This window comes from Lipingzhangella rawalii, from assembly GCF_031628175.1.
Classification (GTDB): Bacteria; Actinomycetota; Actinomycetes; order Streptosporangiales; family Streptosporangiaceae; genus Lipingzhangella_A; species Lipingzhangella_A rawalii.
The window spans coordinates 173,037-196,690 of the sequence record NZ_JAVLVT010000004.1; the positions used below are offsets into that span (position 1 = coordinate 173,037).

At 68.3% G+C, this 23,654-nt stretch carries 27 protein-coding genes, 1 pseudogene and 1 CRISPR repeat array (1 of these 29 only partly in view); of the genes and pseudogenes, 3 read left to right on the top strand and 25 right to left on the bottom strand.

The window, feature by feature from the left end; genetic code table 11:
• Nucleotides 1-104: a CRISPR direct-repeat array (repeat unit 29 nt; unit sequence GGGGCCATCCCCGCGTGCGCGGGGAGCAG); it begins 536 nt to the left of the window's first position.
• A 279-nt stretch (nucleotides 105-383) separates the two neighbouring features.
• Nucleotides 384-605 carry a hypothetical protein gene (locus tag RIF23_RS10415; RefSeq protein WP_310912267.1) on the top strand — a complete coding sequence of 74 codons (222 nt, stop codon included), beginning with the start codon at nucleotides 384-386 and terminating at the stop codon, nucleotides 603-605.
• A gap of 119 nt (nucleotides 606-724) precedes the next feature.
• Here the strand turns inward: RIF23_RS10415 and RIF23_RS10420 are convergent, their stop codons facing one another.
• Nucleotides 725-1,171 (bottom strand): NUDIX hydrolase, encoded by a 447-nt coding sequence (locus RIF23_RS10420; protein ID WP_310912396.1) that lies wholly within the window; start codon nucleotides 1,169-1,171, stop codon nucleotides 725-727.
• A gap of 446 nt (nucleotides 1,172-1,617) precedes the next feature.
• Here RIF23_RS10420 and RIF23_RS10425 point away from each other — a divergent pair, with 446 nt between their 5' ends.
• Nucleotides 1,618-1,773, top strand: a complete 156-nt coding sequence (locus RIF23_RS10425; protein ID WP_310912268.1) for a hypothetical protein — start codon at nucleotides 1,618-1,620, stop codon at nucleotides 1,771-1,773.
• Between the two features lie 135 nt (nucleotides 1,774-1,908).
• Here the strand turns inward: RIF23_RS10425 and RIF23_RS10430 are convergent, their stop codons facing one another.
• From RIF23_RS10430 to RIF23_RS10495, 14 genes are all read right to left on the bottom strand, one after another.
• Entirely contained in the window at nucleotides 1,909-2,412 is a 504-nt protein-coding gene (locus tag RIF23_RS10430) for a GNAT family N-acetyltransferase (RefSeq protein WP_310912269.1), read from the bottom strand.
• A gap of 11 nt (nucleotides 2,413-2,423) precedes the next feature.
• A complete protein-coding gene (locus RIF23_RS10435) occupies nucleotides 2,424-3,200 on the bottom strand; it encodes a hypothetical protein (RefSeq protein WP_310912270.1) in 777 nt (258 codons plus the stop codon).
• Between the two features lie 558 nt (nucleotides 3,201-3,758).
• Entirely contained in the window at nucleotides 3,759-3,947 is a 189-nt protein-coding gene (locus RIF23_RS10440) for a DUF397 domain-containing protein (RefSeq protein ID WP_310912271.1), read from the bottom strand.
• Complete coding sequence (locus RIF23_RS10445; RefSeq protein WP_310912272.1) at nucleotides 3,944-4,099, bottom strand: hypothetical protein; 156 nt, start codon at nucleotides 4,097-4,099, stop codon at nucleotides 3,944-3,946. The genes RIF23_RS10440 and RIF23_RS10445 overlap by 4 nt, the downstream gene beginning before the upstream one ends.
• Before the next feature lie 16 nt (nucleotides 4,100-4,115).
• Nucleotides 4,116-4,964: a helix-turn-helix domain-containing protein gene (locus tag RIF23_RS10450; RefSeq protein ID WP_310912273.1), complete on the bottom strand. Its 849-nt coding sequence runs from the start codon at nucleotides 4,962-4,964 to the stop codon at nucleotides 4,116-4,118.
• Nucleotides 4,965-4,993: 29 nt separating this feature from the next.
• Nucleotides 4,994-5,521: a DUF6879 family protein gene (locus tag RIF23_RS10455; RefSeq protein WP_310912274.1), complete on the bottom strand. Its 528-nt coding sequence runs from the start codon at nucleotides 5,519-5,521 to the stop codon at nucleotides 4,994-4,996.
• Between the two features lie 28 nt (nucleotides 5,522-5,549).
• Entirely contained in the window at nucleotides 5,550-5,792 is a 243-nt protein-coding gene (locus RIF23_RS10460; protein WP_310912275.1) for a hypothetical protein, read from the bottom strand.
• A 91-nt stretch (nucleotides 5,793-5,883) separates the two neighbouring features.
• Nucleotides 5,884-6,348: a hypothetical protein gene (locus RIF23_RS10465; protein WP_310912276.1), complete on the bottom strand. Its 465-nt coding sequence runs from the start codon at nucleotides 6,346-6,348 to the stop codon at nucleotides 5,884-5,886.
• Nucleotides 6,333-7,289, bottom strand: coding sequence for a phosphotransferase family protein (locus RIF23_RS10470; protein WP_310912277.1), 957 nt, complete (start codon nucleotides 7,287-7,289; stop codon nucleotides 6,333-6,335). The genes RIF23_RS10465 and RIF23_RS10470 overlap by 16 nt, the downstream gene beginning before the upstream one ends.
• A complete protein-coding gene (locus tag RIF23_RS10475) occupies nucleotides 7,276-8,037 on the bottom strand; it encodes a hypothetical protein (RefSeq protein ID WP_310912278.1) in 762 nt (253 codons plus the stop codon). Before RIF23_RS10475 ends, RIF23_RS10470 begins: the two co-directional genes overlap by 14 nt.
• 448 nt (nucleotides 8,038-8,485) lie before the next feature.
• Nucleotides 8,486-8,674 (bottom strand): DUF397 domain-containing protein, encoded by a 189-nt coding sequence (locus RIF23_RS10480; RefSeq protein WP_310912279.1) that lies wholly within the window; start codon nucleotides 8,672-8,674, stop codon nucleotides 8,486-8,488.
• Between the two features lie 62 nt (nucleotides 8,675-8,736).
• A complete protein-coding gene (locus RIF23_RS10485; RefSeq protein WP_310912280.1) occupies nucleotides 8,737-8,925 on the bottom strand; it encodes a DUF397 domain-containing protein in 189 nt (62 codons plus the stop codon).
• A 62-nt stretch (nucleotides 8,926-8,987) separates the two neighbouring features.
• Nucleotides 8,988-9,173 carry a DUF397 domain-containing protein gene (locus tag RIF23_RS10490; RefSeq protein WP_310912281.1) on the bottom strand — a complete coding sequence of 62 codons (186 nt, stop codon included), beginning with the start codon at nucleotides 9,171-9,173 and terminating at the stop codon, nucleotides 8,988-8,990.
• Complete coding sequence (locus RIF23_RS10495) at nucleotides 9,167-9,982, bottom strand: helix-turn-helix domain-containing protein (RefSeq protein ID WP_310912282.1); 816 nt, start codon at nucleotides 9,980-9,982, stop codon at nucleotides 9,167-9,169. Before RIF23_RS10495 ends, RIF23_RS10490 begins: the two co-directional genes overlap by 7 nt.
• Before the next feature lie 209 nt (nucleotides 9,983-10,191).
• Here RIF23_RS10495 and RIF23_RS10500 point away from each other — a divergent pair, with 209 nt between their 5' ends.
• Nucleotides 10,192-11,304 (top strand): hypothetical protein, encoded by a 1,113-nt coding sequence (locus RIF23_RS10500; protein WP_310912283.1) that lies wholly within the window; start codon nucleotides 10,192-10,194, stop codon nucleotides 11,302-11,304.
• Nucleotides 11,305-11,531: 227 nt separating this feature from the next.
• Here RIF23_RS10500 and RIF23_RS10505 read toward each other — a convergent pair whose 3' ends face one another.
• The 10 genes and pseudogenes from RIF23_RS10505 to RIF23_RS10550 form a co-directional block, all read right to left on the bottom strand.
• The gene (locus RIF23_RS10505) at nucleotides 11,532-12,428 is read right to left on the bottom strand and encodes an LLM class flavin-dependent oxidoreductase (RefSeq protein WP_310912284.1); all 897 of its coding nucleotides are present in this window, start codon (nucleotides 12,426-12,428) and stop codon (nucleotides 11,532-11,534) included.
• 342 nt (nucleotides 12,429-12,770) lie between these two features.
• Nucleotides 12,771-13,490, bottom strand: coding sequence for a spermidine synthase (locus RIF23_RS10510; protein WP_310912285.1), 720 nt, complete (start codon nucleotides 13,488-13,490; stop codon nucleotides 12,771-12,773).
• Between the two features lie 645 nt (nucleotides 13,491-14,135).
• On the bottom strand, nucleotides 14,136-16,808 hold the full coding sequence (locus RIF23_RS10515) for a M48 family metalloprotease (RefSeq protein WP_310912286.1): 2,673 nt from the start codon (nucleotides 16,806-16,808) through the stop codon (nucleotides 14,136-14,138).
• A gap of 6 nt (nucleotides 16,809-16,814) precedes the next feature.
• Nucleotides 16,815-17,282, bottom strand: coding sequence for a hypothetical protein (locus RIF23_RS10520; RefSeq protein ID WP_310912287.1), 468 nt, complete (start codon nucleotides 17,280-17,282; stop codon nucleotides 16,815-16,817).
• A 139-nt stretch (nucleotides 17,283-17,421) separates the two neighbouring features.
• Complete coding sequence (locus RIF23_RS10525) at nucleotides 17,422-17,865, bottom strand: hypothetical protein (RefSeq protein ID WP_310912288.1); 444 nt, start codon at nucleotides 17,863-17,865, stop codon at nucleotides 17,422-17,424.
• Nucleotides 17,862-18,380: a DUF2399 domain-containing protein gene (locus RIF23_RS10530; protein ID WP_310912289.1), complete on the bottom strand. Its 519-nt coding sequence runs from the start codon at nucleotides 18,378-18,380 to the stop codon at nucleotides 17,862-17,864. Before RIF23_RS10530 ends, RIF23_RS10525 begins: the two co-directional genes overlap by 4 nt.
• Nucleotides 18,381-18,499: 119 nt before the next feature.
• Nucleotides 18,500-19,015, bottom strand: a pseudogene (locus RIF23_RS10535) (DUF2397 family protein); the annotation flags it as partial.
• A 91-nt stretch (nucleotides 19,016-19,106) separates the two neighbouring features.
• Nucleotides 19,107-19,682 (bottom strand): phosphoribosyltransferase, encoded by a 576-nt coding sequence (locus RIF23_RS10540; protein WP_310912291.1) that lies wholly within the window; start codon nucleotides 19,680-19,682, stop codon nucleotides 19,107-19,109.
• Nucleotides 19,683-19,869: 187 nt separating this feature from the next.
• Entirely contained in the window at nucleotides 19,870-20,790 is a 921-nt protein-coding gene (locus tag RIF23_RS10545; protein WP_310912292.1) for a DNA-processing protein DprA, read from the bottom strand.
• A gap of 327 nt (nucleotides 20,791-21,117) precedes the next feature.
• Complete coding sequence (locus tag RIF23_RS10550; protein WP_310912293.1) at nucleotides 21,118-23,280, bottom strand: serine/threonine-protein kinase; 2,163 nt, start codon at nucleotides 23,278-23,280, stop codon at nucleotides 21,118-21,120.
• Between the last annotated feature and the right edge of the window lie 374 nt (nucleotides 23,281-23,654).

Below are 23,654 nucleotides of genomic sequence, written 5' to 3' on the forward strand. Positions count from 1 at the left end.
CATCAACCCATAGAGGGGCCATCCCCGCGTGCGCGGGGAGCAGTCCGGTTCGTCGCTGTGGCGGCTGCGGTAGTCGGGGCCATCCCCGCGTGCGCGGGGAGCAGACTCATTCACCTGCAAAAATTACCGGCCAGTAGCAGTGAATATGCAACTTCCCGAAATTCCGGCAAACGGTATAAACATCGCATATGGGGCGCCCCGGTGGTGGCAGAGTCACCCGCGCCGAGTGCGCGCCCGGGACCGCGGCTGGACGGAAACATGTCACCAAGTATGACAGCTGCCCACGGTCCGATGTCGAGGGTTCCCCGGAGGGTCCGGGATACAGCACACGCGCGGCCCCCATCCGCACCGCCCCCCCGACACGCTGCCCCGACAATGGGTCCATGACTGACGCCCCAGGCCCCGAATCGGAACTGCCCCTGACCAACGTGCGACCGTGGGGCAGTGCACCCCGTGACCTGGTGCTACGTGACGGCATCACCACCACCGCCGGCGGGCTCGGCGAAACTGCCACCGACAGAATCAACGGACTCACGACCCCACCCAGTCACCCCGGTGCTCTGGCCTCCGCCATCGCACACGGCCTCACCCTCACAGCCCACTAGGTAAACGCGATGCGTGCGGCCGGCCTGCGCACCGCGCGAGAGTGCGACTACGACCCCAGCGTCCTCACCGCGCGTTCCCGAATCGCCTCAGGGACTCCCGCGCCAGGAAACAGCGACCATCAGTCCGTGTAGCCAGAGACCATCTCGTCCATGGGCAGGTACCAACGGGACTGCGCGACGCAAACCGCAGCCTTGGCCTGCTCCTCCACCACCGGCCCCCAGTCCAGCAGGGCCAACGCCTCCGACACCGAGCAGCGTCGACGAACGTGGACCCGCCCCTTATCCGGGTCAGGCTTGCGATCCAGGAACCGGATGGCCCGCGCGGCCATCCGCAGCTGCGCGTACGGGTTCGCTCCGCGGCGCCGCACCTCCTGAAACCCCAGATACACAGGATCAGCGATCTCTATCTGCACCTCCTCGTGAACCTCGCGCACCAGCGTCGCAACCTGGTTCTCATCGGTCGATTCAGGTCTGCCACCCGGCAGGTTCCACATCGAATCGTCGCACAGCACCGTCACGCGCCCCTGGTCGTCGAAGACGTATCCATACACCTGGGACACGTGCATCTCCATAGGCGGGTACACACCCTCGTGCCACAGGTACACCACATCATCTGCCGAAGACATGGCGGCACTCTAGCCACCACCTGCACCACGGCGGTGGTGACTGACCCGATCGTTGTCCATACTGTGTCCGGGCATGCCAGCCAGGAAATGTTCGGATATCCGTGTGCGTCCGGTCACGACGCCATGGGGCGTACCCGCAACGACACCAGCACAGGCCCCAACGCAGCGACCGTGGCATCGCCCGCTGCACCGACACCGTCTACGAACCCGGGGGCGGAACTGGCAGGAGTCGGTGATCAAGTGATCTGTATTCTCCGCCGCTCCGACCTGGTCGCTCACTGTGTGTGGTCGCTGGGGGCGTAGCGGTTCCAGCTCCCGCCCTCGTCTGGAGTCAGTGATTCCGGTGAAGAGGTTCACGCGACGCTCTCTGCTGCGAGGTGTTCGATGTGCGTGGATGCCGCTGCCAAGTCGGTGGCGACGAGGCAGCATCGGCGCTACTGGAGGTGCGGGCGTCGGTTGACTCCGAGGCCAAGCCTGGCTGGGGCGAAATCGTCACCGGCTACACCGCCTCCCAACTCCACCGCGCCGAAGCAAACCGTTGAGCCCCGCCCGCCTCCGGCGCACACCGGATAGCCGGAGGTGACGGCCGCGACCCCTGCCCGCACACCAAGCACCCCGCCCCGCCGCACCAGCGGTACGGGGTGCTCTTGTTGGCCGGCCTAGTGGAGGCGATTCCCTCAGTGGAGGATGTCGAGATCGAGGCGTTCTGCGCGGCGCGCGAGGAGGTAGAGGTGTCCAGCTCGGCGTTGCTGTTCCTTGACCACAGCGAAGCCCTGGGTCTGGTAGTAGGTGACCAGCCGGTCAGCGAAACAGCCGCGCCGTACCCACGTACGTCCCTGGCGTGCGGCCTCGTTTGTTGCCCACCAGGCGATCAGGGTTCCTGGCTTCCACGCGCGATAGGTGGGGTCGGTGACGGTTGTGAACAGGTAGAGGCTTGGCTGTTGGGCTTCTGCGGCGGTCCAGTCCTTGGGTGGTGCGTGCGTGGTCACGGTGGTGCATCCCACGATGTGACCGCTGTGGTCGAGCACCCACATGTAGCCGTTTCCGGCCTGTGCTGCGAGGTCGTCGACGCTGTCGCGCCAGGACTCTATACCGCGCTGTTCCATCCAGGTACACCGCGCCGCGATCATCCTGGCAACGCTGTCGGCGTCATCCGCAGTTGATGGACGCATCGTGAACACAGGTTGTCCTCTCACGATAGGAACGCAACCGCGCTCAGGTGCAAACTCAGCACTTCCAGCAGCTTCGCGTCGCACTCCGCGCTATAGCGGGCGGTGGTGAGTCGCTCGACCGCGCCACGCAACCCGTCCGGGTCGACCAGCCCTGCGTCGAACAGCGGCGATCCCTCGACGAGCATACGATCGAACAGCTTCGGTGCGTGGGTCGTAAGCGTGTGTTCGACGACCTCGGCGAAGGATTCCCGCTCAACCGGGTACACGACGTCCTCACTCATGCCGAGGGCGTCCAGGCGCTGGCGTTGCAGCTGCTTCAACTCGCGCCACACGAACGGGAGTTGCTCCCCGAGTCGTACCATGTCCGGATCAGCGAACGGGTGGATCGGCCACAATCCTTCTCGCAGCAGGACGGGTGCGGTGGTCTCCAGCGAGAGTAAGGTCATGGAGTTGACCAACGCTGGGGGCGCGATCCCGTCATCGGCGAACTCCAGCACGCTTGACGCTCTCGGCCCGACCCAGGGGAGGATCTGGGTATCAGTGGTCTCACCCAACCCCCTATGCGGTTCTTCGTCCTGGGTGAGTGCCACCATCTCGTCACCGCCGAGCCCGGTCACGACGGCGCGGACGCCAGCTTCCGAGACCGCGCGCGCCATCTGCGTGAACGGATGGTGCAATGGGTCTTCGGTCGGAGCGATCATGTCTCCACCGACCCAGCGGCACCCGGGCCCCAGTGGCGCGTGTTGCATGGCGTCGATGACGATGTCGACTTCGGCAAACCGCACCCGGGATCGCATCTCGGCGCGGCGCCTGATCTGCTGCTCGCGGCCCGGCCCCCGATCAGCAGTGTTGCCGTGGAGAATCGGCCGGGGTGACGTTCGGCGGCGCGGGTGGCCACGGTACCCGAGTCGAACCCTCCAGTCAGATGCAGCAGAGTGGTTTCGTCAGCCCAAGGGCGCCGGTCCATCGCGGCGTCCATGGTCCCGACGAAGGCGCCCAGTACGTCGGCGTCCGACGCCAACTCCCGAGGTGTGCTGTGTATGGCGGGTTCGGGGTAACTGATCCACAGATGCTCCCCGAAGTGCGCGACGGCGCGTTCGGTGAGCCGGTGCACGCCTCGAAACAGCGTGTCTGTACTGTATCGCGGTCGGTAGATCAGCAGCCGGGCTGCCTCCCGCGGGTTGATACCGGTGACGTGGTTGCGAAGGTCTGCCATGTTCCAGGAGCCGAACAGGGCATGCCTATTGTCGGCTAGATACAGGGGGGGTGGTGCGGGCAGCGCCAGCGCCCATCCGTATCGGGGCGTGCCCGGGCCAACAAGGCCCGCCAGCCACAGGCCGATGATGCCCGCTGAGCTACAGCTCTCCGTCCCGCACGGCGTGGAGGAAGGCCCGCCACTCGACGGCGCTCAGGGTGAGGTGGCCGTGGGCGGGGTGCTGAGAGTCGCGCAGGAGGACCCGGGCGATATCCGTGCGGCACTCGACGCAGTTGCCGCCGTGACCATCACTGTAGCTGGACTTGCGCCAGATGAGCTGGTTGTTCATGGAAGCTCTCCTCGCACCCGTTGGATCATCTCGGCCGAGGCTGAAGGGGACAGGGCCTTGGCCTGAAGGGGATCCTCCAGCGCCAGGCTGGACACCATGGTCTCGGTGTACCGCACCTCGCTCTGGTCCTGGGGTGTATAACGGTGGAACACGCCGTCCAGCGTTGTGTCAGGTCAGTGCCTCGATCGCCGCGTTGATGAGTGCTCGCGCCTGCGCCCCGTAGACGGCCTGCTCGGCGAGCAGCGAGAACGTCCGGCCGTACATCGCGATCTCGCCGGGCTGGGTGATGCGCAGAAACCCGGAGACAAGTTCGACGTCCAGCTGGACGTCGTCGAACATCCAGAAGCCTTCGACCGGCAGCATGGCCGAGCGGTCGGCGCCCAGCGGTATCACGCCCAGCGCTACGGAGGGCAGCGAGGCCGCCTCCAGCAGGTGTCCGAGCTGCCCCGCCATGGCCTCCGTCCCGCCGACGGGGTGACGCAAGACGCTCTCTTCCAACACCACCGCGAACCGGTGGTCGCCTTCCCGGACGACACGTTGCCTGTCCAGGCGCGTTTGTACGGTCGCGGCCACGTCATCCGGGACCGTACGCAGGTTCCTGACCCCGAACAGCACGGTCGCAATATACGAGCTGGTCTGCAAGGGTCCAGGCACGAGCTGGGACTGGTAGATCCGGAATCGGCGAGTACGTTCCCACAGAGGCTGCACGGAACGGTTGATCGCATCGAACCCGCTGCACTCGAGCCGCCTCCACGAGACGAACATCTCCTCGACCGACCGCAGCGTCTGCACGAGGTCGGCGACCTCTTCCACGGCATCGCAGACTTCACACCAGCGGCGAACGTCCTCGGGCGTGGGTCGTTGCCTGGCGTGTTCGATCTTGCTGACCTTGGAGGAGTGCCAGCCTGCGCGCTCTGCCAGGACGAGCCCGCTGAGTCCGGCATCGGTCCGGATTTCCCGCAGGCGGACACCGAGAGACTGGAGCGCCTGCTGGGCACTCGACCAGGGGGAAGACACGAGGTCTAGTCTGCCGTGACGCCGGGCGATCAGGCAGGGTGGTACTTCTCGTGTGGAACCGCCCGCTGCCACACTGCCTCGAATGCGGCCCGGCAGAGTTCCACCGTGTCCCGCGTCTCGATGACCTCGATGTCGTCGTGCTCCGGGACTTCTCCTTCGCCCGTGAAGTGGAGGAAGACGACGGTGGACTCATCGAGCAGCCAGAAGTCGTTGCCCGGCAGCGCCAGGTCGGATGCCTGGCGCCGTGGGAGCCAGCGGACCTCCTCCCCTGCATTGACGTTGGTAAAGGTCACGTCGTACTCGTAGCGCATGTAGTCACTGAGCGGCTCAGAGACGATGCGCGCCCGCCGCATTCGCACCCCGTGCCCGACTTGATCCGCGACCAGTTGCGCCCACGCACTCCACCAGGAACCGCGATCGGCGGGGTCGTGCCGGAATCCCTGCCGCCACGCCGCGAATCCGGGATCGCTGCGCATATAGCCGTCGCGCATCTCTAGGTGCAGCGCCGAGTGTCCACACCCACGGATCAGTTCTTCCAGGCTCTGTGCTGCGGTCATTCCTTCACCTTCGGTGGTCGTCGCGATATCAGGGGGTCCGCGGTCCGTCGACCTCTGTGGCATCACTGTTGATCTCAGGGAAGAACCGCATCATGCGCCGTGGAAACTCGATCACGGTCTCGTGCTCGGGAAGGTCCAACACAGCCAACCGCTCCGCGTCGGTCACGCGCCAAGACTGAAAGACGTAGGTGTCGCGCTCGTCGTCGTAGTAGAGAGTCGGCGAACGCCCTTCCGGGCTCTCCGGATCTTTGCCAAGGTAACGCAGCGTCATGCCCATCCCTCCGTATCACCGATTACGGGCACTTCGAGCATGCGGCCGCCTGCTCCACGCCTCAAGCGTTTTGCGCGGATTTTCTCGCGGCTCACGGGCATATGTCCTCCAAGGCCACCAACAGATCAGGCATCTGGATCTTTGGGAAATGCACCTGCACCGTGTCAGCCCACGCTGCGCCCTTCTCTGTCTCGGGGAACAGGTAACCGACGACCATCCACGCCTCGGGATGCGTCCAGCGCCGCAGTCGCCAACCGAAGTCGGGGTCATCGCCCAACAGGGCCACGAGCCGAGCCGCATCGTCATGCGGCATCCTCAGCCAGGACTGTCCCGCGAAGAATGCGCCGTGGCGACGACGGTCGTGACGGGGATCCTCGCCGAGATGGGCGTTCCCGAGGATCGACTCTCCAAGGTCTATGCAGCACCCCGAGGTCCGCAGCCCCATGTGCCACAGGCGGCGCACCAGCGGCAGCATCGCGGCGTCGATCTCCACGACCGCGCCGTCCGGAGCGCTCACCCGGAGACTCTCGTGCACCTGAATCAGTTCATCAGCCATGAGCCCGCCTCCGCGAGATGTACCCGGATGGACTGGATGGTCGCGACATCCTGGCCAGGGTCGGTGAGGGGGAGGAATCGCTCTTGGGCGGCCACGAACCATTCGGTGATCCACACCTTGTGCCAGGCGCTCGCCCACACGTGAGCCGGGAGCCCTCCACGGTCCGCCGCGGCGGACGGGGGACCTCCGGCCGCGAGGTAGGCGGTGAGGAGATCCTCGACGCGGGCAAGCTCGAAGGGCTGCTGCGTTCCCTGCCAGGAGGCCAGGTCCAGCAGTCCACTCCCGGTGTAGCAGCGCGCCCAGTCCAGGACCCTCGATCCCCTGCGACCGATGTGGATCGAGGTGGGATGGAACTCCGAATGGGCCAGACCGAACGGCGGAATCTCGGCGCCCCGTGCGCGGTGCCTCGCGACCTGTGCGATGCGCTCCAGGTCTCCGCGCAGGCCACGGGCCTCCTCGCCGCGCCACCGTCCCATCTGCCGAAGCCGCCTGAGGCATTCCAGCGCCGACTCCGGGAGCACGGACAGGGCTTCCCGGTCCAGCACCGGCCGTTCCGGTGGTCCTGGCACCCGATGGATCATCACGGCGAGCCGGGCCGCCTCCCGGAGGGTCGGCTCCTGGATCTGTGCTCCCAGATCCTCCATGAGAACAGCGACTTCGCCGCCCGGCAGCATCCCTTTCGCCAGGAGGGCGGGAACGGGCAGCCCGTGGTATGCGGCGTGGCCGAGGGCGTCATCCTCGGCGAAGTCGGGAATCGTGTATTTCAGTACGGCGGTGCGACCGTCGGCGAAGTGGACGCGCTCCACCCCGGACTGCGGCCAGACCCGGATATCCGCGCGGGAAACGATGGAAACGCGGGCTCGTGCGGCGAGCTCGGCGAGGTCTTCGGTGGTGGGGCGGGCAACGCGCGTCACCCGCCCGTCAGAGCTATTTGTTCGCACAGGCTTCGATCTTCTCCACCCAGTCGTCCTTGAACCGCGCGAGATCGGCCTGGAACCGCGCGACGTCCGCACCGAAGGGAAGGATCGCCCCTCCGGCCATGTTGACGTAGATGCTGGACTGGCACCCGTGGACCAGCCGCCCACCCAGAGCCGCGTGGGCCAGCACCTGTTCGATGCGCCGCGGCTCGTTGAACCATGTGCCGTGGTACAGCTCGTCCACGCTCGTGGCCTCTTCCTCGGACAGGTCATAGACCACCTTCGCGGCGATCCCAAACAGCCAGCTCGGGTTCACGTTGCTGATGGCCCCGTTGGTCTCCACGCGGTTGAGCGCCATCACGCATGCCATCTCCCGTAGCACCCGAAGGTGGCGGGGCTCCACCCCCATGCGCTGGAGAGCAGGATCGGCCAGGTGCGACTCGCGGAATAAGAAGGAGTAAACCTCCCACGCGATGCGCAGTACTTCGGCCGCATCGTGTGTGGTGCGTGCGTGGGCTCGTACATAGTCCAAGGCCATCTGCTCGACCGTGGTCTCGCCGGTCTCTCGTGCGGGCAACAGCCGGTCGCGGACGCCGACCCAGTCGCAGATCAGCCACTCGGGGGCAGGGTTGTCGTACTTGTAGAAAAACGTGGCGGGGTGGATGGTGATGCTCCGCCCTGTTGCGGTAAAGCCGGGCAGCTTATTCCAGCCGGGGTGGAAGGCTTCGGGAAGTGTGGTGCTGATGATCTTGACGGTGGGTGCCTTCGGCATGTGACCTCCCTTGCTGCTAATGAGTGCGCCACACCGCAGGTCTGCGGAACGGCACTCACGCACAGTAGGGAGAACGCAGCGCCAGCCGGTAGGACTTTGCTTCGGTTTGCGTCGGGTGCAGCACGGCGCCGCTGGAGCGGAACCCTTCATCGCCGGGATTCACGCCGCAGGCGTGCCGAACAGGGCATGCCTGTTCGCCTTGGAGGCCGTCATCGCGCAGCATTCCGGTGCCCCTGGCCGATCGCCCGGCGCAGCACCTGGGCCAGGTGTTCAGGGTGGTGAGCCGCATTTCGGGGTTGCCCGGCGGCACAGGGGGTTCCCCGAGGCCCCGACAGGCGCGGGGTGTCCGCTGAGTGGTCAGTGGTGGGGAACCCGGTGTTCTGGGGCTCGTGGGGGCATGCGCGGGCCAACAAAGCCGGCGAGCCACAGGTCGATGGTGCCCGCTTAGCTACACCTCTCCGTCCCGCACGGCGTGCAGGAAGGCCCGCCACTCGGCCGTACTCAGGGTGAGGTGGCCGTGGGCGGGGTGCTGGGAGTCGCGCAGGAGAACCCGGCCGGTATCAGTGCGGCACTCGACGCAGTTGTCCATACCGCGCTGGCTGTAGCTGGACTTAATCCAGTCGGTCTGGTCGTTCATGCACGTCCTCCTCGCCTATTGGCCGCCCAAGCCGAGCCAGGCGGCCAAGAATCGAGCGCTGCCTACACCTCTCCTTCCCACACAGCACGCAGAAACGCCTGCCACTCCGGTAGCGACAGGGCGAGGTGGCCGTGGGCGGGGTGCTGCGAGTCGCGCAGGAGGACCCGGGCGGTGTCGGTACGGCACTCGACACAGTTGCCGCCGTGGGCATCGCTGTAGCTGGACTTAGTCCAGTCGGTCTGGTCGTGCATGGACGTCCTCCTCGCCAATTGGCCGCCCAAGCCGAGCCGGGCGGCCAAGAATCGAGCGCTGCCTACACCTCTCCTTCCCGCACGGCACGCAGGAACGCCTGCCACTCCGGGAGCGACAGGGTGAGGTTGCCGTGGGCCGGGTGCTGCGAGTCGCGCAAGAAGACCCGGCCGGTATCAGTACGGCACTCGACGCAGTTGCTCTCCCCCCTCTGGCTGTAGCTCGACTTAGTCCAGTCTTGGTTCAGCATTCGAACTCGCTCCGTATCTGCTCGATGAACGCACGCGACGCTGCCGGAGGCAGCGCATCGGCGCACAAGTCCCCAAAAACTCCCATGTAACTATCTATAGTGTCCTGGTCGCTTCTGGGGTCGCTGGTCACCCGGGTCTCGGTGTAGGCGAGATGCCCCTTGCCCGGCACGGTGTACAAGGAGAATGCACCGTCGATGCCGTGGTGCTGCTCAGAGGTCATCGGAATGACCTGGAGCGTCACCCGGATCTGCGCGGCAACCGTCAGGAGCTGGTCAAGCTGGGCTTTCAGGACCACTCGGCCGCCGATGGGACGACGCAGTACGTGTTCCTCGACCACCGCCCGGACGACCGGCCCTGATTCGGCACTCAGGATCTCCTGGCGCTGGACGCGCGCATCGACCGCTTCAGTGATCTTCTCGGCAGGCAGCCACGGGCTCCCCATCTCTGTGACCGCTCGAACGTATTCTGGCGCCTGGAACAGTCCGGGAATCGCCAAGGGCTGGTAGGTCCGGATCTCGCTCGCCTCGCCCTCGATGACCGCGATGTCCCGGAACCACGGGGCGTAGCCGTCGGCCTGGCCCAGGCTGTCCCACAGCGCCAGCAATGCTCCATCTGTGTTGAACAGCCGGTCAAGGGCGTCCAGGTCGTTCCGGTTCGGGGTCCTCTCTCCCTTTTCGAAAGCACTGATCGTCGTCTGAGCTCGGCTGAGGCTCCGACCCACGTCGTATTGCGTCAATCCGGATCGTGAGCGGCGCCGTCGTATCTCGCGCCCGATCCGGCGACGTCGTTCCCCGTCACTTACGCCCATATCAGCAGCCTCCACTACACAGATACCACAAGTCAACACACGGAATGCCAGGTAGACCCTTACTTGTCGTACTCATGGACTGTGGTCCGCTCGTGGTGAAACCTGGATGCAGGCGCGCTCCGGACTCCGCGCAATGAGCGGCCCCGGGGTGGTGTGGCTGCACCGCCCCGGGGCCTGAGCCCCCAACCTGAGCAAGCAGGTGAGGACCTATGAATCAGCCTAGCCACGCCGCCGCACACCACGAATCCCCCGCCCCCTCGGCCGCCCCGCATCATGAGGACGGCCCGCTGCTGCCCTGGCCGGAGTTGGATGACCTGGTGGCCCACGACTACACCCACACCCAGGTCAACCGGTTCGCCGCCTACGCCGCTCGGAGCTGCCGCTGGGTGGAGGGCATGGACATGACCGACCGAGCCCAGGCGGCACGTGCGGCAATCCTGGAACACCTCTACACCGCCGAGCGTCGCCCCGAAATCGCCGAACTGATCCGGACGGGCTGGCAGGCCATGAAGGACGAGTGGCGCCGTGACCGGCAAGTCCACGGATTGAACTCCAAAACCGCCGGCGAGCCCGCCGCGGCCCACCAGGCCTACTGGACCACGGTGGCAGCACCCAGTGCCTCCCCCGAGGATCTCGTCGTGGACCGTCTCGCGTTCCAGCAGATCTGGCGCACGCTCACCCCACTGGCCCGCCAGGCCCTCGCCGCTGTGGCCGAGCACGGCACCATCGCCAAGGCCGCCGCCGAACTCGGCATCGAGGCCCAGCTCCTCACCAGTCGCCTCACCCGTGCCCGGCGCCTCTTCCGGAAACTGTGGCACGAAGGCGAAACCATGCCCGCACGCTGGGGCTGCGACCGCGACGGCACCCGCCACCAGAACGCCATGTACCTGCTGCGCGAGCGCACCCGCAACCGCCGCGCACGCCAAGCCGACCCCGACCGCCCACCGCCCCGCACCGGCGGCCCACCCCGCAAAAGCCTCGGGATCTCCCTGGCCGAGCTACTGCACCGCTTCGAGGCCGGGACCACCCTCCACCAGCTCTCCACCCAGCTCGGCGTGGGCGTCTACGTCATCTCCGACCGGCTGGACCAAGCCCGCCGAGACCGCGACGCCAACGGCGCGGCCTACCCCACACCCCCGGCCCGCAGACCCGGCACCCGCCGCGTCCCGCTACCCGTCACCGACGCCGAACTCGCCCGCCGCCACCACCACGAACAGACCAGCCTCAACACTCTGGCCGCCGAATACGCCACCAGCCCACAAACTATCCGCCGCCGCATCAACACCGCCCGCAGCCCCCAAAACGCAAACGCTCGGATCTGAGATGAGGACACTCCACATGGCACAGGCTCGAATCACGGCCGCCACTCTGACCAATCTTGGTGGCCCGCTACCCCCGATGCCCGTGGGTCGGTACGGACTTTCCCAACGGCCTGGCACGCCAGCGGGCCACAGCACAGGCAGCGCACAGCTTGCGTCCGCTGTCATAGGTGACTATCTCGCCCAGCGCGGCAACGAGGCCGATGTCGGCGCCCGCCGGACGCCCAACCTCAGCGGGACAGACCGGGCAGCACCTCGGTGGCGACCTGTTCCAGCACGGCCTCGCTGCCCGCGTACACACCCTCCGCCCGGGGCCAGGGCGCGACCACGTCGGTGAAGCCCAGTTCCGCGGCGCGGTCCAGGAACTCGCGGTAGCGCGCGACGCTGGACAGGGAGTAGACCGGCGCGGCGTCGGACTGGAGAAACCGCCGCACCTCGCCCCGGGGCCGCTGCTCGGCGGCGAGGGCCTCGTCGAACCGGGCGGCGGCCGTGGCCACCGAGGCCCACCAGCCCTCCAGGTCCTCCTGGGGCTCCCCGGTGGTGATCCAGCCCTGTCCGAAGCGGGCGGCCACGCGCATGGCCTTCGGGCCATTGGCGGCAACCACAAACGGGATCCGGGGCTGCTGGACGCAGCCGGGATTGTTGCGCGCTCCCACGGCGGTGTAGTGCTCTCCGGACCAGTCCAGCCCGTCCGTGGTCAGCAGCGCGTCCAGCAGCTCCACGAACTCGGCGAACCGGCTGGCGCGGCGGCGCGGCGCCGCGGTGTGGCCGAACACCCGCAGGTCGTAGCTGAGGTCACCACTGCCGCTGCCGGTGCCGCCCGCGCCCACGCCGAGGGTGAAGCGTCCCGCGGAGATGTCGTCCAACGCGGTCAACTCGCGGGCGAAAGACACGGGATGCCGGTAGTTCGGTGAGGACACCAGCGGGCCCAGCTCGATCCGGGAGGTCACCGCTGCGGCCATGGTCAGGGTGGGGACAGCGCCGAACCAGGGGCCGTCCACCAGGCTGCGCCAGCCCAGATGGTCGAAGGTCCAGGCGTGGTCGAAGCCGTAGGTTTCGGCGGCGCGCCACTTCGGTTCGGCGTCACGCCACCGGTACTCGGGCAGGATGGTGATCCCGACACGCACGGCGGGTCTCCTCGTCTCTCGGCGGCGCGCGGGTTTCCGCGCGGAGGGTTCCCACCGGCGTGGGCGCGGCGCAGTGCCGCCCCTGCGGCAGGGGCCGCGGGCACTCGCGGCCCTGGTCGTCCCGGGAGGAATGGTAGCTGCCCGCGCCGGCCGCATGGGCGAACGCACGCACTCCCACGATCCCGAGAACCCCCCATGGCGAACAGATCGTGGCCAGATTACTAACCGGAACGGCCAGCGGCCATCAATACCAATGGACAGAACCGTTGAATTTCACGACTCCGTCTGCCGCCACGAATGATCGTGGTCGGAGTTCACCGCGGTCCGCTGGCCGGTCCGAGCTCACGCGCCCGGAGCGCGGGCGAGGTAGATGGTGTTCGCGGCGTTGCCACCCCGGCGGTCGACGAAGGGCACCACCTCGGCGCGGGGCTGGTGGAACACTTCCCGCAGCGCGGCGGTGAACTCCTCCTCCGGCGGGTCGTCGGACCACAGCGCGAACACGCCGCCGGGAGTCAGGTGCCCGGCCAGGCGACGCAGCCCCTCAGGGGTGTAGAACCCGGCGTGGCTGGAGTGCAGCAGATTGAGCGGCGAATGGTCAATGTCCAGCAAGATCGCATCGAAGCGGCGCCCGGGATGCTCGGGATCCAGACCGGTGGTGTCGGCAACCATCCCGAAGAAGTCGCCTTCCACCAACCGGCAGCGTGCATCCGCGTTCAGTGCCGCCCCGGAGGGGATGAGCCCACGCCGGTGCCAGTCCACCACCGGGGCGAGCGCCTCCACGACGAGCAGGGAGTCCACGGTGTCGTACTCCAGCACCGCCGCGGCCGTGTAGCCCAGGCCGAGCCCGCCCACGGCCACCGTGAGGTCCGTGCCGTCCAGCTCCGCGAGCGCGAGGTGCGTCATCGCGACCTCGGCCGCCGGAAACAGGCTGGACATGAGGAACTCCTCGCCCAGCCGGACCTCGTAGGCGTACTCGCCAAACTGCGGGTCCCAGCGCCGCCGAAGGCTCAGCTCGCCCATCGCGGTCCGCTGCCAGTCCAGCTCCTGGATCCGCGCGCTCACCGACACCGCCCCTCGCCACACCGGGCGTCTCCCGGGCTCGTTCCCATTCTCCCGCACGCGGCGCGGGCCCCGCGCTACCGCGCGACGTCGTGCAAGCGGAGGCAAACGTCGCGCGGTAGCAGCAACCATGGATCCCCAAGATCCCCCATCGGCCTTTCGCGCCCCCCATGGTCTGGGGGTGGCCCCCGAAGCGCCATTACCGCCTCTATCGCACCCAGGCCGAGACATAAGTTCCTCCTGCGTGCCGGGTTCGATGACGTGGCCGTGGTCCAGAACCTAGATCCGGTCTGCCATCGTGGACGCCGGCCAGCCGGTGATGTCACCCCGCAGGAACGTGACGCCCAGTGTCGTCCGGCGGGTGGTGGGTGAGGACGAACCGGGCGCCGCCCCAGCCGCCGCCGAGCGCCTCCCCGCTGGTTTTCCCGGTGTCCCGGCGCGACGATGTTGCCGTACACGGTCACGGTGGTGCACCACAGCGCGATAGCCGACGCCGCCCCGGTGGCGAGAACCACCATGGACGTTGTCCTTTCGTGCGATGTTCGTACCGCCCGGTGCACTACCGGGACGGGCCGGCCATGCCCTTCGGAGTCATCCCGGGGGACGTCGCGCATCAGCCCTCCTTACCCGAAACAGCCCTCCTGGAGGTCACCGCACGATCCCGGTCCCGGGGTGCACCACGGCGCAGTACTGGCCGGCGGCGAAGAGGGCTCCCTCATCGACACAGGCGACCGGGCTGGCGCAGCGATCCCGGGCGAGGGGAACTGAGGCGAAGGCACGCAGCACCGGCTCCTCGGACTGTTCCAGCGTGTGCAGCGTGAGCCACTGCGACTCGGCGGTACCCATCACCGGGGGCAGGGAATCCAGATTCGCCAACTGGGCCAGGTGCGTGTCCATCGCCGCGCACGCCTCACGGCTACTGACTCCCGACTCGACCTCGGGTGCGGGCTCCGACTCCGCGGCCCCAGGCTGTTCCGTCGCGCGGGGCACAGGAACGCCGGTGGTGGCTGTGGTGGCCTCGTCGACCAGGAAGATAGTCACGGGCAGGGCTATGGCTGCCACCCCGACCACGCCGGGCCACCGGCGCCGTGGTCGAGCCACGATCCAGGGGGGACGGCGGGCCAGTCGCCGTACACCCGAGCCCACGAGCGCGGCCACCCCCGCCGTGGGCAGGTAAAATAGGCACAGGACGAGCCCCGCGAACGGCCCCAGACCGAGGTACAGCGACTCGGGGACATGTCCCGCCCAGCAGGCCGAGTCCACGCCACCGGCGCGGCCACAGTCGCCGACCGCGACCCCCAGGTGGATCGCCGGAGTGGTCAACACCGCGACGACGAGCCCGTAGGCCAGTGCCGCATACAGCCCCCGCGGGGAGGCGCCGCGTCCCCCCAGCTGCCAGCCCAGGACGACACCCCCGATGCCCACCAGCAGTGTCGCGAAACCGAAAATCGGAAGCAGCACCAGCACCAGCCCCACATCCCCGGTGGCCGCGGCGGGAGCCCCCAGAAGAAGCCCGCCGGCGATGCGGAACATCGGCAGCAACAGGGCGAGAAGGATCGACAGGACACCGGCGGTGAGCAGCGCGGCCAACGCCGGAAGCCAACTCGGACAGAGCAGCTGCCCGGCCCGTCGACCCCAGGAGACACCATCGGGCTGCCGCGCACTCTGCCACGCAACCCAGGCCATCACCGGCACCAGGATGCCGAACCCCAGGGAGACCACCAGCCAGGGCCGACTGGACGTGAACAGGGTGGCGATGCTCCAGGTGAGGACGGACTCCCAGTGTGGCGGCGTCAGCGAGACGAGCTGCACCACCGAGAACCAGGACGTCATGACGAGCCCCAGCAGACTGGCAGCCCCCGCCGCGACCATCCCCAACGGCCAGCGCCCCCGACACACCGACAGCCACAGTGCTGCGTTTCCGGACACCCAACGTGCGATAAGCACAAACCCCGCGAGCAGGGCCAGGGCGAGGACCAGGCCCAGAAACACGCCGGGCCCCACCAACAGCTGTGCACCCCACGTGGTCTCGGGGAGTCCCGGCAGGAGCAGTTGCCCCACCAGCACCCCGGCGGTGAGACTCACCCCCGCCCGCCAGGCTGTGGGCTGGCGCTCCGTCCCCAGCAGGAACCCCAGCGTGGCCCGCCACATGGTCAAAGTGAGCACCACGGCCAGCGGAACCCCGGCCGCGACCCCGGTCACATGCGAGGCGATCCAGCCGGGATCGTCCACGGTGAAGCCGATGATGAGCATGTACAGCCCCGGAGTCCCCAAACTCACCGCGCATCCGACGATGACCAGAGCCACCGGCTCCCCACGCAACAGCAACCTCGGGTCACGCAGCGCGGCCACCCGGCGCCGCGCCACCGGGTGGTTACGCCGCAGTCGGTCCCACCACCGGACGGTTCCGGAGGTCTGGCGCACCGCCAACGCGCGCTCCAGGACCACCACCAGCGCCGCGCGCACGTCAGCCCGCTGACCGGCGCGGGCGTCGGCGTAGTACTCACGGATCCGCAGCACCCGCGCCCGGGCGTAGCCCAGCACCGCCAGTGCCAGCAGCAGTGGCACCACCCACCGCGTCGCCGGCTCGTCCGCGAACGGCAGCAGAGCCAGGGTGAGGCCCGCCACGGTTGCAAACCCCCACCACACACCGATGGTTAGGTAGGTGATGTCGATGTCGCGGTTGCGGAGGTGCGCGGCCTCGTGCTGGAGCACCGCGTCCGCGGTGGGGGACGGAGGTCCGGGGTCGTGGGCGGGCACCAGGAGGGAGCGGTCCACCGCGATCCAGTACCGGCCCCAGGCGCCGAAGGCCCGAGCTCCGCCCGTGGTCCCCGGGGTCACCAGAACTCGCACCCGCTGTGGATTCGGCAGTTCGGCATCCCGCAGCGCCGTGACCACCTGCCGGTACAGCGCCGCGTGGACGCTCGGGCACAGTGCGCGCAGCCGGCGCCGCAGCAACACGGGGTGCGCTGTGTAGAACGCGACTCCCAGTAGGGGCGGCAGGAGCACGACCCCCAGCAGGAGAACAGCGTCACCGCGGGTGGCGGCCTCGGCGCAGGCGAGATACGTGGCCAGCAGCTCCTGGTCCGGCAGCACACCCACCTGCGCCTGTGCCTCGGCGACGCAGCCCGCACGGCCGTGTGCGGGTAGCAGGTTCAGCTGTCTGGCGGCATCGACCAGGAGCTGGGCGAGGGGAAGCGTGGCCCCCAACGTGGCGGTGATCAGAACCAGGAACCGCACGCTCGTCGCCGAGGGCACCTGGAAGGCGAACTGGCGCGCCGTGTCGCCGCCGGGCTGGGGCAGATCAACGGGCGAGGCCATGTGCAGCTACATCAGTTCCGAAACCACGGCCTCAGCGAGTTCACCCGCCTGCTCCGCGGGGATCCCCGACTGCACGGCATACGCCGTGATCGCCCGCGTCACCGCGGCCACCCGCTCGGGTGGCACCGTCGGCGCGGGCGCCTGCGGGGGCGGAGTGACCGGGCGAGCCAAACCCACCCGCCGCAGCAGCCACCGTCCGGCACGTTGCCACCACGGGCGCACCACGTCGGCGAGGGTGCCCGCGGCCAAATCCGTCAGAACGGCCAGAACAACGCCGCTGACCAGGCCCACGGCCACGGACCCGAACCCCAAGGGGTTCTCCCCGACCGGCGGTGGCACCCCGCCCCGGGCGTGGAAATCGTCGCGGATGTGCTCGTAGTGGGGAAGTTCCGCAGGGGCGTGCCGGTGGACCACACGTCGAGCGACCGCATCGATGGTCCGATCGGTTTCGGAGGGCTGGGGGGACACGGTCATGTTTCTAACCTCCTGGGGGATGCGTCGCACGCGGCGAGCGCACGCCGGCACCCCAGAATTGTTGCCCGCGCGGCCGGGGTCGACGCTCCTGCCTGAGCGTGCCAGGGCACGGTGGCCCGCACCAGAGGATTGTCGAAACCTACCGCAACATCGGCTGCTTCGGGCAGCCGAAACCGGGGCCCGCCCGGCCCCGCCGCCGCGGCTCACGCGTGCTGTCCCGCCGGCCACACGGTGGGGCGGTGGCCTGTGTCTCCGCGTGCCCTGCCGCCTTCTGTGGATCCCGCGCGCGGCTTCCGGGGCGGCGCGCCCGCACCCGGGCACTGGCCGGATGCGGCCACCGTGCGGGCCCCCTCCCCTCGTCCCGAACGTGGCCTCGGAGTCGACGCTGGTTCCCTCCACCTCGGCGAGGGTGCGGGACCTGCACCTCGTCGTCGGCCGTGATTCCGGCCGGCACGGCTGTGGTGGGGCGGTAGGGAAACGACGCCACCGGCTCCGTGTCTGTGGGGTCGTCGATGCGTTCGACGCTGAACTCGTCGTCCTCGGTCACGACCAGGGCACCGCCCGCGCTGCGATCTCCAGTCACGGCCGCTGGCGTAGGTCCTGCACCAGGAGATCGAGGGCGGATTCCTCGTGTACGGCCATGCCGAAGCTGTTCATGCTCGGCGCCAGCTCCGGGTCCCAGCTGGCAGTCTGAGGGCGCCCCTCCAGGGGTTGGAGGGGCGTGCGGCGGTCCCGGGCGCGTTCCACCTGCTGTTCGTAGTCGGCGGCGCTCATCCGCCATGGCTGCGCCGGGTAGCGCGTGAGCAGCCGCTCCACCATGGCGACGCCCGCCCAGTCGAAGTCCCCGCGTACGTACAGCCGCGTTCCCCCCTCGACCAGCGCCGTCAACAGGGTGTGCACAACCGTGGTGGCGTTGCCCGAGGTACACACCAGCCCAGCGTCCATGCCCGCATCGGCCGCCGCCTCGACAACGCGCGGGTTCTCACACACGTACACCACCGCGCCCGGAACCGGATCCCAGCACACGTGCCGCAGATCTCGCAGGGTCAGATGCGTCTCGGTATGCTGCTCGGCACGCTCCCGCAGCTGGCGGGCCATCCAATGGTCACCCGCGGGGCGTAGCCCGTAGGTGAGCACCGTGCTGGACACCCGGTCCGTGGACACTCCGGCGGCGGCCCACAGCGCGCGACGCTGCACGGCATCCCGCGGTAGCGGCCACGGCTGCGCTGGTACTCGGCCACACTGGCGGCTTTGACCGGGCGAGAGCTGGACAGCAGCGCGCCCCACTGTTTGAGCTGTTCCAGCCGTTGGGCCACGGTCTCCACAGGCAGATCCACCCGGTTGTGCGCGAGTCGTTCGGCAACCTCGTGGGCGCTCATGTCGGCCAGCAGGGTTGCGGTGAACACCCGCATGATCGCGATGTAGTCAGCCCGCGCTGGCTCCACCAGATAGCGGTAGGCGACCAGCCGGTCGTGATCCGACGTGGGGAGCGCCGCATCCTCGGTTTCGGTGCTCGGACTGGTGGCGGCGGGCGGGTCATGGTTGGGGGGGAACCCTGGGCCCGGGGTGAGGCTCATAGTTTCCGACGATACGTAACCGGAACCACACATGCCCGGACATTCGCGAAACCAAGGGCAGGAGTGGTGCTGCGGCCCCAGATGCCGCAGACCGTCGCCGGGGCCGGGAGCAGCGACCGCCACGACCACCTGGGCCGCGGAGGTGGCCGCCTGCATGGTGGCACTGGGTGGCGCTGGGTGGCACCCCCGAACCTATGGGCTGGATCTTCCGTCCCCGCTGGGGCCATCCACACCCGGTGGCGCGGGGTCAGCGGGACCGGTGGTGAACGACGCAGGTGTCCGGGTCGAACCTGGTCTGCTGAACCTCGGCGATCAGTTGCCGTGCGGGCGCGAAGCCTGGGCTGAGCTGTCGCGCGAGGACCAGCGAGGCGACGCGGCGCGCCCCGGCCCGCTTCAGGCTGTGCGCGGCGGACTGCATCCGGGAACCGGTGACCCAGGTGTCGTCAATGAGGAGTACGTCGGCGGCAGGGACCCCAGCGAGGTCCTCAGGGTGGGCCTCGAACCACGACGCATCGAATCTCCGTTCGGGGGAGACATCGGGATTGACGTGCAGGGGAACCCGCGGCAACGGGATCGCGGGCGCAAGCATCCGCTGGAGCGGATGCTCCCCGTGCGGGGACCGCGTGCTGGGTACGAAACACACGTGCGTGAACGAGGCGATCTCGGCCGCGCTCTTCACACATGCGATGTGTCGCCGGCAGAAGTCCCAGAACAGCGCGGCCAGGCGCCGACGCGCAGGCTCGGTTCCGGGGGTGTCCGCCTTCTTGTACATCGCCAGGTCGTGGGCGTGCTGGCCATCTTTGAGGCGGTAGGAGATCGGCACCACGACATCGGACAGGGCGCCGGGCGCAGCCCGGATGGTCCTGCTACAGGCGGCACATCGTGTTGTCTGGGCGTCGGGCGCAGCCCCATGACAGGTCGCGCAGGTCCCTGGATATCGGGCGGGCAAGGGGGCATGAACGAAGTTGACCAGCAGCCGGATGTGTCCCTGAACTTCCGGCCAGCTGAGATCACCAGGCAATGTCTGCCGTCTGGAGTTGGCCTTCCTGAGGGGCCACGGGCTCGTGGATCACCTGCTCCACCGTGGTCGCCAGTTCGCTGAGTCCGGCAACGACATGGACCCCTGGATGTTGGGCGAACTCCTGTGCCCACTGGTTGACCAGCAGCTCCTGGGGGAAGATCACCGGGCGACCGTGGCGCAGGGCGAACCGGGCCTGGGTGCGTGCGCCGCTGCGCTCGCCCGCCTGCACGATCACAGTGGCGGCGGCGTAGCCACTCATCACCGCATTGCGCATAGGGAAGCTGTGCTTGCTCGGGGGGGCGTCCGGCAGGAACTGGCTGAGGACCAGACCGCGCTGTGCGATGGTCTCTTGCAGCTCGCGGTTCCGGGTCGGGTAGACCCGATTGATGCCGGTGCCGAGCACAGCGACGGTGCGTCCGCCCGCGCCGAGCGCTGCGGTGTGCGCGGCCGTGTCGATTCCCTCGGCCAGGCCACTGACAACAGTGACCCCCAGGCCCACCAGGCATTCGGCGATGCGACGCGCGGTGGACAGCCCGTGGTCACTCGCGCGACGGGATCCCACCACCGCGATAGCGCGCTGGTCGGCGGCACGCTGACCACGGGTGAACACGACGGGGGGCATCTCGTGGACCTGCCGCAGCTGGGCCGGGTAGGAGCTGTCCAGAAAACCGTGCACCCCCACCCCATCCTTCTCGCAGGCAGTGATGAGCTTCTCGGCTTCAACAAGCTCGTCCCCGGGCGATTCCTCGACCGAAAACAGCGCCTGCTGCCCACCGTCGTGGGCGCTGAGCACGGTCCGGGCGCTTCCCGCCTCCAGTACCTCGGCGACGACATCGCGCCATCCCGACTGGCTGCGTAGCAGCAGAGCCACCAGGGCGGTTCGCTCGTCCATCTGCCGCAGTGCACTCATCGCTGACGCCCGCCGTTGCTCTCCCGCGCTGACTCTCGAAACGGTGTCATCACAGCCCATCATAGCCGTATCGAACGCATGTATCACGACCCTCGGGGTATGAGTCCGGACCGGTAACCACCGCGGGACTGTCCCCGCAGTGGGATACTACAGCGGCCGCACCGTGTGACCCCGCCCTGACATCGCCATACTGGGCCACCGTCTCGTGTACAGGGCGGCTCGTCATTCGCGGGACGAGGGCCACCCCGCAGGACGCCCACCTGTGCGGGCGTCGGCCCCACGGTGGCCAGCGGAACAACGCGGCCGGCGTCGAGGACGGTTCTGGCCTCAATTCACCGGTCGCCGGTGCATCGAGGACAGCATCGAGGAAAGCGAGGACCGTGCCCTATCGAGCTGGTACAGGGACTTCGCCACCTGATGAACGGCCGCGCGGGCCTGATCGTAGTCGGCCTTGGTCCTGGCCTGGATGGAGTCCTCCTCCACCTCGACTCGCGGCAGCCAGTGCGGACGGCTCGACTTAAGCCGCCCCTCCTTGGCGGCCTCCATGCCGGCACTCGTCAGTCCCGCGACGACGGGGATACCGACCGCAAATGCCAGCCCCCATCCGACCTGGGAAAAGTTGAGGTCGAACAACCCGGAGAGCGCGATCACAAGTGACACCACAGCACCAATGCCACCGATCGTTCCCCACAGGGCACAGGAGGCGCCCGGGCTCTTTTCAAAGATCTCCAGATACCGGGCAAGTTCGGACCGACGTGTCCGTAAGCGCTGCTCTGCCGTACCCAAAGTCTGGACCTCCGGGTAGAAGTAGGCTAGGACGACCGCCGCACCGACATCCCCAGGAGTGGGCTCCCGCAGCGGAGGAGGCGAGGGACTCGCCTTTCGCCACGGCAACTCGAGGCCCGAATGAAGCTGGGCCAATCGGGCCGACCACTGCTCGGGGGCCAGCAATGCGGCCACCAACCAGCTGGTCGCAACGGCGTCGGGGCCAACAAGCGCGGGTGGACTATCCATCTCCCTCGGCCAGGCCGTGTCCAACCAGGATGCCAGGGGGCCGGCCTGGTCGGCCGCAGCCTCCGCCGCGATAGCCGTGTGCTCCACCAGTTGCTGATACGGGCGGCAGGGTGTCTCCGGAGGACAGGAGTGATCTGGCTCGGCGCAGTAATGTCGCGCGAGCGCCCGCAGCGTCGCCAGCGAAAAGCTCCACTCCGGCAGGCTCTCGGCACGGGCCAGCTCGTGCAGCGCGGACAGTCGGAATGACTGTCCGCGGTACACCGGCGGTAGGTCCGGGCGGAGCTGGGCGACGAACTCCGCCACGGTGACGTCTGGGTCCTGCGGTGGGCGTCGGAGCAGTCCGCGTTCCACCCGAGTGTCCTTGACGTCCTCGATGATCCAAGCCGCGAGGGAGCCACGCTCCTGCTCGTCGACGAACGCACGCCGCGCCGCATCCCAGTCCTGCTGCATGTGCTCAGCCAGGTCCGCCAAGCGCACATGGTTCTGCCCGGCGAAGGCGATCGGCGCGACGTCCGCCGCGGTGGGACCGGGTTGGCTTCTGGCACCGCGCTCCTCGCCACGGCTCGAGTCGTCACGGGGAGGCGCACCCTCGCCCCGGACAGAGTCGTCCGGCCGCTCGGATGCGGACGATATGGCGTGGGCGGCCGCCGCGGAGCCCTGACGCAGCGCCGTTTCGGTGTCGGCGACCTCGTCCCCGCCGAGGAGCGTGTTCAGTATTTCCGGTGCGGTGGGCCGCTGCTCGGGCTCTTTGGCCAGGCATCGGCGTAGCAGCGACTGGAGCGGCTCGGCCACCTCGGAACAGTCCGGCTCCTCCAGCATGACCTTCCGCATCATCGCGCGTTGGCTGTCCGCGGTGAACACATCGGATCCGGTGGCCGCCTTCACCAGCACCGCGCCCCAGGAGTAGATGTCCAGCGCCGGGGTCAGCCGCACGCCCTCCTCCAACTGTTCGGGGGCCATATACGTCAGCGTGCCCACAATCGCGCTGGCCGTGAACGACGCCGAGTCCTCGAACGCCCGCGCGATGCCAAAGTCGATCACCCGCGGCCCGTCCGGCGCGAGCAGGATGTTTCCCGGTTTCAGGTCCCGGTGCACCACGCCGGCCCGGTGAATCGCGGTCAGGGCCGTGGCTGTGGATACCGCAAGCCGGTGTAGATCAGCGCCCACGCGGGGGCCATGCTCCCGGATGGCCTGGGCCAGGGTGGGACCCTCGATGTACTCCGTGGCGATCCACGGCTGCGCGGCGTAGGGGTCGGCATCCAGCACCTGGGCCACACAGAACGGGCTGACCCTGCGTGCGGCGTCCACCTCGCGGGCGAACATCTCGGAGAATCGCTCGTCCGTACTCGGACCAACGTGCAGGAGTTTCACGGCCGCACGCTGCCCGTGCGGGCTCTCCCCCAAATAGACCACACCGAAACCGCCGCGCCCCAGCTCCCGGACCAGCCGATAGCCACCAACCTCCGAAACGTCCATGCTCTCCCTTTCCCTGCCGCGGCCAACAGGCCGCACCGGGAAAGCCACCAGGACACCAGCGGCGAAGGGGATCCGGGGGCGGCCGAGTATCGCAGCGTCGACCATATCCGGGCGCACGCACAGACGCCATGTCGCGGGCCATCCCCGATGGCAACCGGCCGGTGAGCGCGTGTCCTCAGTAGGGGAAATGAGTGTGGCGGTTGAGTGATGTCGGCGGCGCCCACACCAGATCCACCTGACTGTCGTTGTGCGTGCGTCCCTGGGAGATCTCGGGCCATAGACGGAGACTGAAGCTGACCTCGCTTCAGCAGGCAGGGGATATTCCTCCTTTCCGCAGGTCACGCATACCTGATGGAGATAAGTAGGGTTGCTAG